Annotated in this window: 11 protein-coding genes and 1 pseudogene; 6 read left to right on the top strand and 6 right to left on the bottom strand. The window is 59.5% G+C overall.

Annotated features, from left to right (window positions below; translation table 11 throughout):
* Positions 1–307: 307 nt before the first annotated feature.
* Positions 308–1,024, bottom strand: coding sequence for a VirK family protein (locus tag IVA91_RS36545; protein WP_249809518.1), 717 nt, complete (start codon positions 1,022–1,024; stop codon positions 308–310).
* Between the two features lie 237 nt (positions 1,025–1,261).
* Between IVA91_RS36545 and IVA91_RS14580 the strand changes: the two are divergent.
* The 3 genes and pseudogenes from IVA91_RS14580 to IVA91_RS14570 form a co-directional block, all read left to right on the top strand.
* A pseudogene (locus IVA91_RS14580) lies at positions 1,262–2,584 on the top strand (S9 family peptidase); the annotation flags it as partial.
* A gap of 323 nt (positions 2,585–2,907) precedes the next feature.
* Complete coding sequence (locus IVA91_RS14575; RefSeq protein ID WP_346015488.1) at positions 2,908–3,303, top strand: prolyl oligopeptidase family serine peptidase; 396 nt, start codon at positions 2,908–2,910, stop codon at positions 3,301–3,303.
* A 176-nt stretch (positions 3,304–3,479) separates the two neighbouring features.
* The gene (locus IVA91_RS14570) at positions 3,480–3,854 is read left to right on the top strand and encodes a hypothetical protein (protein WP_247300228.1); all 375 of its coding nucleotides are present in this window, start codon (positions 3,480–3,482) and stop codon (positions 3,852–3,854) included.
* Positions 3,855–4,298: 444 nt separating this feature from the next.
* Here the strand turns inward: IVA91_RS14570 and groL are convergent, their stop codons facing one another.
* Together groL and groES are read right to left on the bottom strand one after the other, a co-directional pair.
* Entirely contained in the window at positions 4,299–5,939 is a 1,641-nt protein-coding gene (gene groL / locus IVA91_RS14565; RefSeq protein WP_247277986.1) for a chaperonin GroEL, read from the bottom strand.
* An 85-nt stretch (positions 5,940–6,024) separates the two neighbouring features.
* Positions 6,025–6,339 (bottom strand): co-chaperone GroES, encoded by a 315-nt coding sequence (gene groES / locus IVA91_RS14560; protein ID WP_247277985.1) that lies wholly within the window; start codon positions 6,337–6,339, stop codon positions 6,025–6,027.
* Positions 6,340–8,465: 2,126 nt separating this feature from the next.
* On the opposite strand from groES, the gene IVA91_RS14555 reads away from it, so the two are divergent.
* Positions 8,466–9,414 (top strand): IS630 family transposase gene (locus tag IVA91_RS14555; protein ID WP_247458862.1). Its coding sequence is split into 2 segments (ribosomal slippage): positions 8,466–8,801 and positions 8,803–9,414, totalling 948 coding nucleotides; the frame shifts between segments, so codons are not numbered across the junction.
* 106 nt (positions 9,415–9,520) lie between these two features.
* Here the strand turns inward: IVA91_RS14555 and IVA91_RS14550 are convergent.
* Positions 9,521–9,814, bottom strand: coding sequence for a hypothetical protein (locus IVA91_RS14550; RefSeq protein WP_346015486.1), 294 nt, complete (start codon positions 9,812–9,814; stop codon positions 9,521–9,523).
* A gap of 288 nt (positions 9,815–10,102) precedes the next feature.
* Positions 10,103–11,374 carry an alanine racemase gene (locus IVA91_RS14545; protein ID WP_247458861.1) on the bottom strand — a complete coding sequence of 424 codons (1,272 nt, stop codon included), beginning with the start codon at positions 11,372–11,374 and terminating at the stop codon, positions 10,103–10,105.
* Positions 11,375–11,382: 8 nt separating this feature from the next.
* On the opposite strand from IVA91_RS14545, the gene IVA91_RS14540 reads away from it, so the two are divergent.
* Positions 11,383–11,805, top strand: coding sequence for a flavin reductase family protein (locus IVA91_RS14540; RefSeq protein WP_083926464.1), 423 nt, complete (start codon positions 11,383–11,385; stop codon positions 11,803–11,805).
* Between the two features lie 365 nt (positions 11,806–12,170).
* Positions 12,171–12,794, top strand: a complete 624-nt coding sequence (locus IVA91_RS14535; RefSeq protein WP_247277982.1) for a hypothetical protein — start codon at positions 12,171–12,173, stop codon at positions 12,792–12,794.
* A gap of 81 nt (positions 12,795–12,875) precedes the next feature.
* Here the strand turns inward: IVA91_RS14535 and IVA91_RS14530 are convergent, their stop codons facing one another.
* On the bottom strand, positions 12,876–13,934 hold the full coding sequence (locus IVA91_RS14530) for a pyridoxal-phosphate dependent enzyme (protein ID WP_247277981.1): 1,059 nt from the start codon (positions 13,932–13,934) through the stop codon (positions 12,876–12,878).
* Positions 13,935–15,978 lie beyond the last annotated feature (2,044 nt).

Below are 15,978 nucleotides of genomic sequence, written 5' to 3'. Positions count from 1 at the left end.
CAAATCGCCACCCGCGCCTCCAGCGCAACGGCTCCTCATCGCCTTCGCTAGACCTTCTATCCTCTGTCGCACAGCTATCGGCCGTGTGAGAAATGCGGGTTAGGATGAGTGGAGCGAACGCGGAGCCGCGCGCGAACGGCTTTACCGCCGGAATCCATCGATGTGCGCAGGCAGCGGTGAGCACGAACGAACTGGGCATCCTGGTCACTAGCGCTCCTCAGGTAATGTAGCCCGATCGAAGTTGTCATCGGTGCGTGCCGAATGGGATACCTGTCACATTCCGACGCGGCTAAGAACGGCTCAAGCCTCATTCCAATTTCAAGACGAACTTCGCGCCGTCCCGCAGTTCGCAGACCAATTCCCCCTGGTTCATGATCTTGGCCGGCCCGGCCACCAGCTTTGAGGCCCGCACCGTGAGTTTGCCTTCGCGGCTGAGGCTGTGGCGGATGTATTCCGTCACTGGGTACCCGGAACTGTCCACGGTTTGATGAGCGTTGGAGAAGTTGATGCCGTTCTGGGCAGTCACCCTGAAGGCATTGATAAGTGGCCCGCCCGGTGTGGCCGAGCCGGGTTTTGTTGCCCGCCGGTAAGACCAACCTCTCCCTGGCACGCCCCATCGATCTCGGAGGTCGGTGAGTAGCGGATCACCATTGGTGGCCGCTCTTAATGAACAATCAAGAGACGCTGCCCCGACGATTTTGACGAAAGTCGAGAGCCTGTGCTTGATTCGGTGGAGCCAGTTCTTGTTGTTACCCGACGGAACCTGCGCAGGTGATTGGGTATGTGGGCCTAAGGGTGCGTAGCGCTTGCAAATGATTATGATCGATCCCGCGGAGTGCGAGTCACTTCGTGCAATGCCTGCGAATTGCGAGAACGACTGGCGTCTCGGCGGGCTTTTCACTGGATCCTCCGCATTATGACGCGCCGTGCTGACATGTGCTCGCGCTCGCTGCACCAACCAGCGGCAAATTCTCCGCGCGAGGGCCTTTCTTGAGCACGTGCCGTTGCAAGTTAGGCGCGCCATAAATGTTTCTAGCGCGATTACGGACCGGTCTGTGAAATGCCAGAGCAGGGCACCTCTGCTCCATCGGTGAGTAGTGTAAAGCTCATCACAATACTTTCGAAGCTAACACTGCATTGTCAGGTTTGAGCCAAGGGGCGCGACCGAGCGGCTGGAGAACCGCCAATTTTCAGGCGGCACGCTGCTTGCTTCGTTCGGACCGGCGGGCACAGTCCCGCCCATGACCGCTGTCGAAACCGAATGTACGTCTTCTGTCCGCTTTCGGCCAGCTCGCAAGTCGCGCGAGCCGGGCGGCCCACCCAGCCCAGGATTACTCCCATGAAACACTCGCTCCTCGCCGCCGTGTTGCTCTCGCTGACGTGTTTGTCCTTCACGGCGGTGCCCCAGGAGTGGGCCGCTGCGGCCCGGGTGGACGATTCCTTCCTTTGCCTCGAGGAAATCGAAGAGCCACGCGCACTGGATTTGGCCCGCGCCGAGAATGACAAGACGCTCGGCGCGCTCCAATCAGATCCCCGCAATCGCCGCTTCTATGAGGAGGCCATCAGCATCCTTCAGGCCAAAGACCGGATTTCCTATGTTTCGTTGGAACGGCGGGGTCTCAGCAATTTCTCGCGGGACGAGAACCACGTGCGCGGCATCTGGCGGCGTACTACGCTTGACAGCTATCGCGGCCAGGACCCGCACTGGGAGACCATCCTCGATATTGACGCGCTGGCGGTCGCGGGTAAGAAAAGCTGGGTCTTTAAAGGCACTACCTGCCTGCCGCCCCAAGTGCGCCTGTGCCTCGTGCAATTTTCTGATGGCGGTAAGGACGCTGTGCTCGTCCGAGAGTTCGACCCGGACACCAACGCCTTCGTCACGACCGGTTTCGCTCTTCTGGAGGGAAAGCAGGCCGTCAGCTGGGTCGACCGCCACACGGTCCTCACTGCACGGGATTGGGGAGAACGGACCCTGACGCAGGTTGGCTGCCCTTTCCTCTTGAGGGAGCTCAAGCGCGCTCAGCCGCTCGTTCGAGCGCGCGAGGTCTTCCGTGGGGAGCCGACCGATGCCGTGGCGGCGCCCTTCGTGCTGCGGGATAATGAAGGCAAAGTTCATGCGGCTGGCGCCATGCGCGCCATAAGCTTCTTCGAGCAGGAGTATGTACTCTTTGCGCCCAACGGACCGATCAAGCTAAACCTGCCAAAGAAAGCGAACATCAGCGGCATCGTCACTGGCCGCCTGCTCGTGACGCTCAATGAAGACTGGATACTGTCCGGCAGCACCCGCTTTGCGGCCGGCTCGATGATCTCATATGGCTTGGACAAATGGAAGCAAGATCCGCTGCGCGCGATGCCATCGCTCGTCTTCGAGCCCGAGCCTCGGCAAGCGCTCAGCGGGTTCGCGGTCACCAAGAACTTGTTGATCCTGGCGATCCCTGACAATGTTCAGAGCAAGGCATTCACCTACAGGTACGACCAGGGCACTTGGCGGGCCACGCCGATCCCGCTCCCTACGAACGAGAACGTCAGCCTCTCTGCCGCTAGCGAAGAAACGGACGTGGTGCTGTTCACCGTCTCCAACTATCCGGGGCCGACCTCCCTCTGGTACTTCGACGCGGCGAGCGAATGGCTTGAAATACTGAGGACGACACCTCCGAAGTTCAACGCGTCCAGGTATGTTGCGGAGCAGTTCGAGGCCACTTCGCTGGAGGGGACCCGGATTCCCTACTTTCTGGTGCGTCCCAAGAACGCGAGGTTCGGAGCGGAGATCGCAGCCCTTCTCAATGGTTATGGCGGATTCCAGGCTTCGCTCCTGCCATCCTATGCGGGAGCGGTGGGGCGGCGCTGGCCCGAGCAGGGCAATGCATATGTCGTCGCGGACCTGCGCGGCAGCGAGTTTGGACCGCGATGGCACGAGCAGTCGGCCCAAGCGGCAACGAAGCAGCGGACATGGGATCATTTCATCGCCTTTGCGGAGGACCTAATCCGCCGGAGGTCACCTCTCCGCGCCGACTGGGCGTGGTCGGCGCCAGCCAGGAAGGTCTGCTGGTGGGCACCGCGATTACTCAGCGCCGGGACCTCTTCAACGCAGCGATCGTGCAGGTGGCGCTGTTCGACATGCTTCGATTCACCAAGTCGGGATGGCGATCCCGCCATCGCGAGCAGCGCGGATGGATCGAGGCCTACTCGCCCTATCAGAAGCTTGTCCCGGGCAAGACCTGCCCAGTCCCCTTCATTCTCACCTCCACCAAGGACAGCGGCGTGCATCCGCCCACGGCCGTCAAGAGGCAGCGTGCGGCATGAGGTTTTGGACCTGTAAAGCGCTCACGGTCAACGCGATCTGTTCCCGGCTACATCAACGTAGAGTCGGTTCACGCTGATCACTTGAGCCATGATTGGCATCGTCAGCCGCAGGAAATTTGCGTGCGGGCTTGCGCTCCGACGGACAGGTGAATCACGAAATACAATGGAATCCATTCATGAGCGACATGACAACTCAGATTCATTCGCACGCGGTCGTGTGGATCGACCACCTCATTGCTAAGATATTCTCCATAGGTTTAACGGGCGTCAGCGCGACGGCCGTACGCGCGCATTTGGCGCCCCAGCGTCTTGATTGCAAAGCGCATACTGGCTCTGCCGTGAATGACGATCCGACGTTTGTCGTCAGGGTAGGTCGGGCGCTGAGTAGCTGCACTGATCTGCTGATCATCGGACCGGGAACCGAGAAGACCGAGCTGATGAACTTCCTGAGAGTGAACAGGCCGGATCTCACCCTGCACGTCGAGACAAGTAATCCTCCGACCGACCGGGAAATTGTAGCGGTTGGGCGAAAGATCTTCCGTCTCGATTGAGTTGGCGATGTTCTTCTTCTGATTGTGGACGGTGCAACAGATCGGACCAAATTACGAGAGATGAGGATCGCTCTTCCCGGGGACCACCACCTAGCTCGCGCATCCGTTTACAGCGATTGATAGGCGCGGGGACCGATGCTATTTAAGTCAGTAGCGCCAATGGGTGGCTACCGCGACCGGGCGTTCTCAGGTGTTCGCCTTGACCAGCCGCCGACGTTGAGGCCGCAGGGAAAGACCGTGCAGAACCGCGATCACCCGCTCGTCCTCCCGATGACATGCCTACCAGCAGACTCGCAAAGCCCCAAGCGGAACGACTAGCAACTGCTGATCGTCATTTCCGCAGAGCGCATAGCGCTAGATCAGAACAACGAACTGAAAAAGTCGCGAGCAAAAAAATCCCCCCGGCATTTTTCTGCCGGGGGTCGCATTTTAGAGAGAGTTGGATCAGAAGTCCATGCCGCCCATGCCGCCGCCCGGGGGCATCGCGGGCGCGCCGGTGTTCTTCTTCGGCAGCTCGGCGACCATCGCTTCCGTGGTGATCAGCAGCGCCGCCACCGAGGCAGCGTTCTGGATCGCGGCGCGGACCACCTTGGTCGGGTCGATGATGCCCTTGCTGACGAGGTTGCCATACTCGCCCGTCTGCGAGTCGAAGCCGTAGGCGTATTGCTCCTTCTCCAGGATCTTGCCGACGATCACCGAGCCGTCTTCACCGGCGTTGATCGCGATCTGGCGAGCGGGCGCGGAGAGCGCCTTGCGCACGATCTCGACGCCGGTCTTCTGGTCGTCGTTCTTGGTGCGCAGACCCTTGAGCTGCTCGGAGGCACGGAGCAGGGCGACGCCGCCGCCCGGGACGATGCCTTCCTCGACCGCGGCGCGGGTCGCATGCATCGCGTCATCAACGCGATCCTTGCGCTCCTTCACCTCGACCTCGGTCGCGCCGCCGACGCGGATCACCGCGACGCCGCCGGCGAGCTTGGCCAGACGCTCCTGGAGCTTCTCACGGTCGTAATCCGAGGTGGTTTCCTCGATCTGCGCCTTGATCTGAGCCACGCGCGCCTCGATGTCGGCCTTCTTGCCGGCGCCGCTCACGATCGTGGTGTTCTCCTTGTCGATCATCACCTTCTTGGCGCGACCGAGCATGTTGAGCGTGACGTTCTCGAGCTTGATGCCGAGGTCTTCCGAGATCGCCTGGCCGCCGGTCAGGATCGCGATGTCCTGGAGCATGGCCTTGCGGCGATCGCCGAAGCCCGGAGCCTTGACGGCCGCGACCTTCAGGCCGCCGCGGAGGCGGTTCACGACCAGGGTCGCGAGGGCTTCACCCTCGACGTCCTCGGCGACGATGACCAGCGGCTTGCCGGTCTGCACCACGGCCTCGAGCAGCGGCAGCAGCTCGTTCAGCGAGGAGAGCTTCTTCTCGTTGATGAGGATATAGGCGTCGTCCATCTCAACGCGCATCTTGTCGGCGTTGGTGACGAAGTAGGGCGAGATGTAGCCGCGGTCGAACTGCATGCCCTCGACGACGTCGAGCTCGGTTTCCAGCGACTTGGCTTCCTCGACGGTGATCACCCCCTCGTTGCCGACCTTCTTCATGGCGTCGGAGAGGAACTTGCCGATCTCGGCGTCGCCGTTGGCGGAAATGGTGCCGACCTGGGCGATTTCGTCGTTGGAGGTGACCTTCTTGGAGTTCTTGACGAGGTCGGCGACCACGGCTTCCACGGCCAGGTCGATACCACGCTTCAGGTCCATCGGGTTCATGCCGGCGGCAACCGACTTGGCGCCTTCACGAACGATCGCAGCGGCAAGCACCGTTGCGGTGGTGGTGCCGTCGCCGGCCGCATCGGCGGACTTGGAGGCGACTTCGCGCACCATCTGCGCACCCATGTTCTCGAACTTGTCGTCGAGCTCGATCTCCTTGGCGACGGTGACGCCGTCCTTGGTGATGCGGGGAGCGCCGAACGACTTGTCGAGCACGACGTTGCGTCCCTTGGGGCCGAGCGTGACCTTTACCGCGTTGTTGAGAATTTCGACGCCGCGCAACATGCGGTCGCGGGCGTCTACGCCGAACTTGACTTCTTTGGCTGACATGTGGGTTTTCCTGAATGTTTTACTTGGTCTCACCCTTGGCGACGCCCAGCAGGCGCTCCTCAGGATGAGCGGTGCGAGCGATGGTTTAGGCGGCCTTCTTCTTGGCGGACGCGTCCGTGAGAACGCCCAGGATGTCGCTCTCCTTCATGATCAACAGCTCCTGGCCGTCGATCTTGACCTCGGTGCCTGACCACTTGCCGAACAGGACGCGGTCGCCGACCAGGACGTCGATCGGGATCAGCTTGCCACTCTCGTCGCGGCCTCCGGGGCCGACGGCGATGACTTCACCTTGCGAAGGCTTTTCCTTGGCAGTGTCCGGAATGATGATGCCGCCAGCGGTCTTTTCTTCTGCGTCGATGCGCTTGACCACGACCCGGTCGTGAAGCGGACGGAATTCCATACAGATCTCCTAAGCATTTACACCCGTTGAAAATTTCACGATTGCTAGCAATCGCTGCCTGCGAGTGCCAATGCAGGCGCAGCTGAAATAGGACCGATTTTTTGGGGAACAAGTGTTTGTAGCAGGAAAATCGGCTGGGCCCGCGGGATCTCTGTGGGGCTGCCCCAAATCACCTCTTCGAGTTTGCCGCCGAGCGTCGTTCTTCTTCTGAGTGAGTCGTATGGCTCTGTCTCTCGACCTAATGTCATCTACAGTTCAATTCCTCTGCCCTAAATTCGAGATGGTAAAGGCCCGCCGATCTGGTGCCGGTTCAAATGAGAATCGTCGGCTGATTTCGTTCTAAGATTGCGATGCGTTTAGAACCTAACGCGGAGGTCGGGAATTGGAGGTATCGCTCCGCTTGATCGATGATCCGATACTCAGCAACTCGAGGCCAGGCAACGCTGGCTGCGAGAGCTAGCGCAGATCGTTCGGCACCTCGTCCAGTATCAGATCACCTTTGCGCGCCGAAGTCGCTGCTGGGCGGATCGCCCGTGCTCCAGACAGCGTGCGCGCCGATGCCCCGGTTTGCGCGAAAGGGCATGCCGGCATCGCGATAGGTCTATATGCGCAAACAGCTCGCCAAACTGTCCGACGGCCATGACCTGGCCAAGGCGTTCAACTAAATCCTGAAGCGATGGGCGAGCTGTGAAGACGCCGGTGGCGGCGTGCTGATCAATACCGGAGTCAGCGTAGTTGTGATCTCGACAGGAACAAGAGCTGCACGGAATCTCCGCCCGGTCGCCCCTGGTGCACTTGTCGAAGCCTGGTGAACAGCAGGCTGTGAGCCACCCCGTACCGGCGCGCGACGCCGCAGACCGTCTCGCCAGCCTGCAAGGTCCATCCGACATGACGAACCTTCTCGTCGCAACTCCATCGCCGCCGACCTTCGGCGCCGAACACATCGACTTGCATTCGCCACGTGACCTTAAAGCTAGACTTAAGATGCTGCCTTGTGCTTTGGGCGCGTCTTTAGCTTTGGAGCTTGATAGGATTCATGTTGGACATCGTACACATACTGTGCGCCTCGGATTACCTGCGACACAACCGAGTCGTCCGAAAAGTCTCACACGACAAGCTATCTAAGGCGCTTGAATCGCACCTTACGTCAAAATGTGACGTATCGAAATAGGCGGCGACAGGCTTCGGTACCCGAAGCCCGTCCGAACGAGTGACATAGAGTGCAAATGTCCCAAATCCTAGGCTCATGCAAGATGAGCCCGGTCATCAGCGACTGTCGTGAAGCTCGCTGTGGCTGGTTCATAGAAACGCGCGTCCGACAGATGCGCTTGGCTCACCGCCGGATGGTAAGACGCCGCTCACATTTGGGCACAGGCGCGGATATGACGCGGGTTGTCCCCCGGAAGAGCGGGGCTGCGGGAAAGCCGGCTGCCCGGATCTGTCAGCGGAAAGTCAAATGGTCGCGCTACTCGAGCACGATCATAAGACTAGGGCACGTTGACTGGCGGCATGGACGCGGTCAGCCGCGGCACAAAGCCATCTTGGTGTCGGCCGCGTGCCGCCAACACTATTGTAAGCGCCACAAAAACGATCAGAAGTCCACGCATTCCAAAGAATTACCCACCAATTCCATCGCAATTATGAAACGGCTGACAGCTGATGCGCTTGCTCTAAGCTCGCCGCGAAAATGCCGCCGCGTTCAATGCAGGCTGTTAGGCTTGCAAAGTCGAAAAGATAGGCCCACTCAGTCGCCAAAATCAATATTCCTTGTATTTCCGAGTAAGTCTGCGAACCGGGTGGTCACGCTTGAAAAATGCACCGCGTGCGTATGATGTCCTTGTGGCGGTAAGACGTGGTCCGCTACGATGCCGATCTCGCGATGCCAGCCCATGCACCGGTAAATTCCGGCATAGGGAGCCGTGGCTCCTCGCTCATGATTCTGGTCAAATGGCTCGCTGTTAGACTCGCGCAGATAACGCCCGTTCTTATAGACCGCGATTCGTCATCTCTCGATCGGCTAGCTTAACTTTGCCTAGAGCGTTTCATTGCTTAATTGAATCGGAGGGGATTCCGGTTTTTGGCGGTTTGTGATTCAAGATGCTGACTGGATTGGAGGCCAGCATCGCATGACCCGACCTCTTTCCCTGGATCTTCGCGAGCGTGTGGTGGCGTCTGTTTTGGCGGGCGAGAGCTGCCGGTCTGTGGCGGGACGGTTTGGTGTTGCGGTCTCGTCGGTTGTGAAGTGGTCCCAGCGCCAGCGGGCGACGGGCTCGGTTGTGCCCGGCAAGATGGGCGGGCATCGCAAACCTGTGCTTGATTCGCACCGCGCCTTCATCGTCGAGCGGATCACTCAGACGCCGCACCTGACGCTACATGGTCCGAAGGCGGAACTGGCAGCCCGCGGGGTCAAGGTCTCGCACAACGCGGTCTGGCTGTTCCTGCGCCGGGAAGGGCTTCGGTTCAAAAAAAACACTGTTCGCCCTCGAACAGGCTCGCGCCGACGTCTCTCGTAGGCGCCAGCGCTGGCGATCCTGGCAGGCCGGGCTCGATCCGGGCCGGCTCGTCTTCATCGATGAGACCTGGATCAAGACCAACATGGCCCCTTTGCGGGGCTGGGGCCCCAAAGGGGCTCGCCTGCGCGGCTTCGCGCCGCACGGTCACTGGCGCACCCTCACATTCCTCGGCGCGCTCCGCCATGACCAACTCACGGCGCCCTGCGTCTTCGACGGCCCGATCAACGGCGAATGCTTCCGCGCTTATATAGAGCACCTGCTCCTGCCAACTCTGCGCGAAGGCGACATCGTCATTCTCGACAATCTCGGAAGCCACAAGTCGAAAGCTGTCAGGCAGATGATCCAGACTGCTGGCGCCAGGCTCTGGTACCTGCCGCCATACTCGCCCGACCTCAACCCGATCGAACAGGCTTTCTCCAAGATCAAACACTGGATGCGGCAGGCTCAGAAGCGCACCATCGAGGATACTTGGCGCCACATCGGTCACCTCGTCCAGGACATCCAGCCTCGCGAATGCGCCAACTACTTCGCTAACGCTGGTTATGCTTCAGTCAAAATGTGAAACGCTCTAAAGGCAAAACGGGTGTGAGGTACCCATACACCCAGCGCAAAATGTCGCGATGGGCCCAGGAGCGGTCGTCTCAACTCACCCGCATAGCGAGCTAGCCTCACTCGCGGGAGCGTTCTGGCGGTTGAGGATTGTTGGCAGGATTGCTGTCGAACTTAGATATTTGACTGATGATCCCGCTACGGGCGACCGGCTGCAAGTCCGCTTCTAGCGCGTCAGCAATCTCCCTTTCATAGACCTCTTGATCATCCACGTAGAGCGTAAAGGATTTCAGATATTTTTCCTTCTTCTTCGGATCTTCGATCGTTGCCTTCGTCCACCGATAGAGCGGATAACTTTGACGCCGTTTTCCTCTGCCGCGGCGACATACTCCGCAAAGGCGTCGAACTGACATTTCGGTGCCACACCATGCGCCGTGAGTATATCGAATAGAGGCCTCAGTGCCGGATCGCGAAAATTTCGACGTATTGATTCCGCTACCGCAGTATCGCGGACATCAAACCTAACTTGATATTGCCACTGCGAGGTCACGAGGCCCTACCGCTTCGCCATGCACTGGCTCATTCTATGCCAGTTCGCTCTGGTTACAAAACGAGACATCGCCAACTTCTGCCATCACAAAGCCCACCAGACTTTATGTGGCGAACTTTAGAATTCACCTGACTAGTATGTTCATGAGCAACTACGCGGCGGGCAACACGGTAAGTTCATCCTGCCCTACAGCCACGATCTTATCGACCGAGAACCCGTTGAATCTCGCCATTTGCGTATAGGCGCCCACATTCTGGAATTCAATCCAATCGCCTTCGTGCAAATCGCGTGGCAGTGAATACGAGAATCCAAGCCTGTCCGTGCCGTCGCAAGTTGGGCCGAAGATGATGAAGTCCTGCCACTCCTCAGTCTGGATCGGCCGTCCCCCACGCCAAGCACGGGCGGGGAGCAGAAAATATTGCCGGGCAGGTGAGAGCCCGCTGTAGATGCCCGCGCCGCAGTAGAGCGCCCCGTCTTTTCTTAAGATCACCCGGCAAAACAAAGAGATGCTATCATGAACCAGTGCTCGTCCGGGCTCACACAAGAGTTCAACACGCTTCAGTGCATCCGTTTCGCGCACAAGTTTCGTGATGTCGGAGAGCATGCTCAAGGGAGAGTTATAGGGGACGTTCAGATAATGGCCGGGAAAGCCGCCACCAATATCGAGCGCTGTGGGAGCCGGAGAAACAGCTTCAATAATGTCGACGGCCGCCCGAATGCCATGCAGGTACGGATCGACAACGATCGTTTGGGAACCTGGGTGAAAGGCCAAGCCCGTGGTCCAGCGCGATTGCGCGTTGACGAGACCCAGCAGACGGCTCGCTTCGGCGGGCGAGACACCAAACTTGCCGTTTAAGTCTAAGATGGCGCACGTCCCGCTACACTTGAACCGGACGTAGATTCGTATTTCCGGATCATGCGACGGCAGCACCTCAAGGAGCTTCCGCAGCTCGGCTTCGCAATCGATGACATAGTCGCGAACCCCCAGATCTCGGAACGTCCGTTCGATATCGCGAAGAGATTTCACGGGATTCATGAACCATGAACAGGCCCGGGGAACAGTCGAATGGACAAGGCGGGCTTCGGCCAGCGACGCCACGTCGAATCCGGCCACTCCAGCGCGAGAGACCGCGTGAAGAATTTTGGGCAACGGATTCGCCTTCACCGCATACAGCACGCGTCCTGAGAAATGCTCGGTGAATTCGCGCGTGACGGATGCAAGACGCCCCTCATCGAACGTATAGAAGGCATCAACTTCCGCACTTTCCAATGATCTTACCAAGCTCATATTGCACCATTCCTCGCGCGCCAGAAGGGGAGTAGCCAGCGCCGTTGTTGCCGGCTGCGAGAGCAACGACCATGCCAGCGCTCCCCACGCGTTGAACCGCCTGATTACGCTTTGAAACAGCTCGCCATGCGCCACGGCGCGCGATGTCTTCTTTCGTACACGGCTGTGAAAAGCCAGACAAAGATCGAGGGGCCGCGCTGGGTCCCCGCAAACTTCAACGGGTTACCTCGCTCAGCGTCGATCCTCCGCAGCTTCTCGTCAACATCAACAGGCAAGCCTCCTCGTTTTCTCTAATTGCGCGCCACAGGACCTTTGGAGCGAATATCCTTGGCGCGGATCAACGCGACATTGCCGAACGCTTCAGTAATGGCCGATTCAAAGGCAAAGAGCGTTTCGACGGTTTCTCCTGGACGAGAGGTGCCAGTGGCGTGCCCTTGCTTGGCGAGGCATTGGCTGCACTCGAATGCGAAGTCGACGAGATCATCGAACGGTATTCGCACGGGATCGTCGTCGGACGCCTCGTCGACGTCGGACTGTCCCAGCGGCTGTCTGGCCTCGCATATTAAAACTCCGAGTATGTCGAGATCGGCTCTCGCCCGATTTCAACCTGATCGCTGCCGCAGGCTCTCCTGTTTGCTCCATGGCGGACCAGCAGGATTTAGATGGTGAAGCGCGCTAAAGCCATCCATTCAGGCGCAGAGTTGATCTGAGAAGCTGAGCCCGCCTTCTGCGAGCGTGCTTGTTTATCTTTCGATAGAGCGCCCGCAGATTGCGGCCTGTGCGGAGGAGCCCGCGCCACCGCGAGTGTACTTAGAGCTATGGCCGCGATCGTATCGTGCGTTTTTTCATTGCCTGTGCAGCGTTAATGCGCCGAGTGCCTGTTGGCGCGGTTAAACATCGATTTGTTGAACGAGATGGACGCTGAAGCGGCATGATCTTTCCCGATATCTTTGTGCGCATGCCAATTACTTTCACATGGACGCTCTTGACCGTCATCTATTATCTCGGCAACGAGAGCTATTATAGATCGAGAGAAAGAATGATGAATGTGATTGATCAAGCGAACGGTTCGGAGTTGCCGCCCGTCTTGCAGAAGTCATCAAGACGCCTTCCGTGGGTTTTTGGATTTATCGCCGTCTTCATCGGGCTATGCGTTGGGGGTGCATTTTACTGGCCCCATATCGACCGAATGATCGAGGCGTTAACGGCACGTGAAGTCGTCCCAATGCCGGCGTTGTCACCTGAAGACAAGGCAGCGCTTTCGGAGATCCGGTCGGGGCAACAGGAGGTGAGCGAGGAGATTTCAGCGCTTAACCGCAACATCGATGCGCAGCAAGCCGATTTGAAACGGATGTTAGATCAAATCGCAGCCCTGACCTCAAGAATTGAGTCTCTGCAGAACATTGCTGCGCCTCTTCCTGCAGATATTCGTCCGCCGGCAGCCCAGGCCGCATCAAAGCCGACTACAAGAGCCACTCGCCCGCCTAAACCAGAAGGGCCGGTTTCCGTCGGGGGCGCGCCGCTGGTTCCGGAGCCGGAGACGGACCGCCGATGATCTAATCATGAAGCCTCGAGCCTGCCAGACATGGCCTCACTGAGAGGATGCAAGTCGAACTAGGAGCGAAGATCGCGGTGCTCACGTTCGGTCCTCCCAGGCGCATTCGGTGAGGAGGACGAGAATGCGGCTCGACCGGTCGAGTCCGAGATCGCTTGTATGGCTCGGGTCTGCGAGGGCAGCCATAGCACCCGCCAGGCCCGCTGCACCGGACGGCGTGGTGGCGAGGCCATCATGGGCGGAGAGTACGCGAACAGCATCCACCAATTCCGCCTCGGGCACGGTGATGGCCCGAGCGCCGTGACGCCTGAGCACCGCAACGGCGGGCGCACTCGCCTGGCCGCAGGAGAGCATCTCCGCGGATGTTCGGAGATCGCCCATCACCCGAATCGGGTGACCGGCCGCGAGCGCGGGCGCAAGACACGCGGCGGTTTCCGGCTCGACCGTCACGATGCATCCCGGAGGTGCCAGCCAGCCCGAGAGGCCCTCGGCGATGGCAGCGGCGAGTCCGCCGACACCAGCTTGTATAAAGACGTGTGTCGGACGCCCATGGCCGGCGAAGTCTACTTGATCGCGGATTTCCGCCGCCGTAACGCCGTATCCCGCCATGACGTCGCAAACGATGGGATCGTTCGGATCGTCGGTCGTGTCGGCGACAAGAATGCCGGCGCCCTGGCAGGCCGCGGCTGCGGCCGCATCAACTGCATTGTCGTAGGTGCCCGGCACCCAGACGATCTCGGCACCCTGATTCTCGATGCGGCGCGCGCGCGCGTTCGGCACGCCCTCGTGCAGGAACACGCGGGCGGGCGCCCCGGCAAAGCGCGCGGCGGCAGCTACCGCGAGCCCGTGATTACCGTCACTGGCGCAGACCAGGGTCGGCTGCCCCTTAGGTCGGGCCGCGAGAAGGTCGGCCAACTGCATGCGCGAGGCCCGGGCGAGCGCGCGCAACCCGGCATAGGTGCCACCAAGCGACTTGAAGCTGCCGAGCATGCGGCGGCCCTCGTCTTTCGCTAGCACCTGCGCCACTCCGAGCCGCTCCGCAAGCGTCGGAAGGTTCAGGAGTGGCGTCGGCGCGTATGCGGGATCGAGGCGGCCAAGCTCGGCTGCGATCGCATTGACTGGTGAAGAGGTGCTGTTCATGCGTTGATCTTGCCCGCTACAGGTGACGGCTGCTGCTGGAGCGTTGCACAGCAACTCTTTCCGCCGATCATAACCAGCTGTACCTGCGAGCACCATCCTCGAGGACTTCGATCGCGCGCTTCTCCCAGGGGCCTTTTCGCGCTCGCGTCCGCCTACGCAAGTTTAAATTGCGGTTGGAGCGATCCCAGCGAAGCTCGACTAAAGGATTGCGGCGATGGCCCTCGCGGGTCCATCTCTGCGACGGAGCCCATCTACACCGACGCGAGCGCCATTGTGTGGGATGCTGCGGATCTTCGCGGATATCACGTCGCAAAACCAGCCGACGTTTCGAGCGAACAGTACTTAGGCTCTTGGGTAGTATTCGCCTGCGTGATCAACGCGACCGTTTCCGTCATCAAAGTCTGGTCCTCCCTGCATGTGCACTCCGGTATTCGGCAAATGTGTGTTGTGTTCGATTCCGACGCGGTCGTGTTTCAATGCACGCTCATGTGTCGCGAAAACGACATTCCCGAAGCGAGGCAGTGGCGCTTTACAGATCGAAGGAAGTTCTGTCATATTTTATATGCGTTAAGTTTGGCCTCGGCGTGGGTGGCCGCTACTGGGTCACGCGGACGCTATGACATAGTGAACGAGTCTCCCATCACGTCAGCGAAAAGCGTATCGCCAACCGCGCTGCTGTGACGCCAGAAAGCCCGGCCTTCCAGTTCAAATTAATCAATTCGCGCCTCGCGGGCTCCCCCGTGCGACTACCACCTTTCACATCCGTAACAGCCATGGCAGGATTTCTGCACTGTCAGCACGGCGAGACGAGTTAGGATCGTTGGATTGCTCTCGCCCCGCGCGGCCAGAGTTAGAACCTTCTCGGCGAGGCAAGCCTTCAATGAAGACGTCCGCTTTGCTTCAGGCACCATCCGGACAGCATCCTCCAGAGCACCTTTCAGCACAGCATGCAGCTTGGTTTGAGGGGGTGGATATGACATGGCGCAAAATCCTGAAAACTTAGAATCAAACGATGAGGGCCCAGCATGTCCCAGCCTCCTGATGGTCCATCAAGACGGTAACGATGTTTAGTTTTGAGGTGGCGGTCAGTGGCTCAGCTGTGCCCAAAACGAATACAATGACTAGGACCCGTTGAATGTGACAGTGGAGCTTCACCGACAGCTAAATTTTTGTTCTGGTCATTGCTGCGATCTCGACACTAACGCGACCGGAAAGTCGTGCGGCTTCGGCATTGCCGAAGGCATTCTGACGTGGTGACGTCCAGATCAAGCTGAAATGACGCTTGTGCTACGCGGCTTCGTCTTCGAGCCGGACGTGCAGTTGGTGTGTCCCGCGATTGAAGAGGAGTTCGGATCAGCCGAGGCCCGAACGGTCTCTACAGGCAAGCATTGATGGGGCAAGCCACGTCTCTGCATACTATACTCTGGGCTAAGCCGCGGCGATATGTGCCGGCGAGGGGCGCGTTGAGGGTGCGCTAGACACTGCCCCGCGGCGACATAGTGCGTCGGTTCGCGAGGACCTTGCCGATAAAGCGGCTGCCGCAGATCACAAGATCTAGGCATTGACCCCGCTGAGGCCCAGGGCCGCGTTCCAACTTCTTAAGAGCATAAGGTGTCGCCCCTTTGGCCTAGTTATTCGTTAGCGCCCGCTCGAAAGCCGATCACCGCCTCTCGTATGTTGAGTATAGCCGCTGCGCTCTGTTTGCTCACTGAGGCGTCAGGACAGGGCTTGCGGACGGCAGCACGGGCGTGGAGTGCGAACCGGAGTCGCGCCGGCCCTCGCCCTGCTTGAAATTCATCCAAGTGGGCGATGAGCCATTCCAACGTTTGTCCACGTGTCTGTTCGGAGGCGCCTTCGCTTTGCGCTGTTGGAATTCAGGCGTACTCGCCAGCGAAGCGAAAACTGCACATATCGGGCCGATAAGCCAGCTCGGGCACGTGGTTCCGTTGAAGAAGATCTGTCGCGTCAAAAAGCAAGTCGAAGATTGATTGTCTTTCCAACATCGCGCGTACGCACCAGATGTACCGAGGGAGGTCCGCCGGAG

Source organism: Bradyrhizobium sp. 153 (assembly GCF_023073835.1).
Lineage (GTDB): Bacteria > Pseudomonadota > Alphaproteobacteria > Rhizobiales > Xanthobacteraceae > Bradyrhizobium.
Note: the sequence above shows the minus strand (reverse complement) of the source record. Positions and strands in the feature narration are given on the sequence as shown.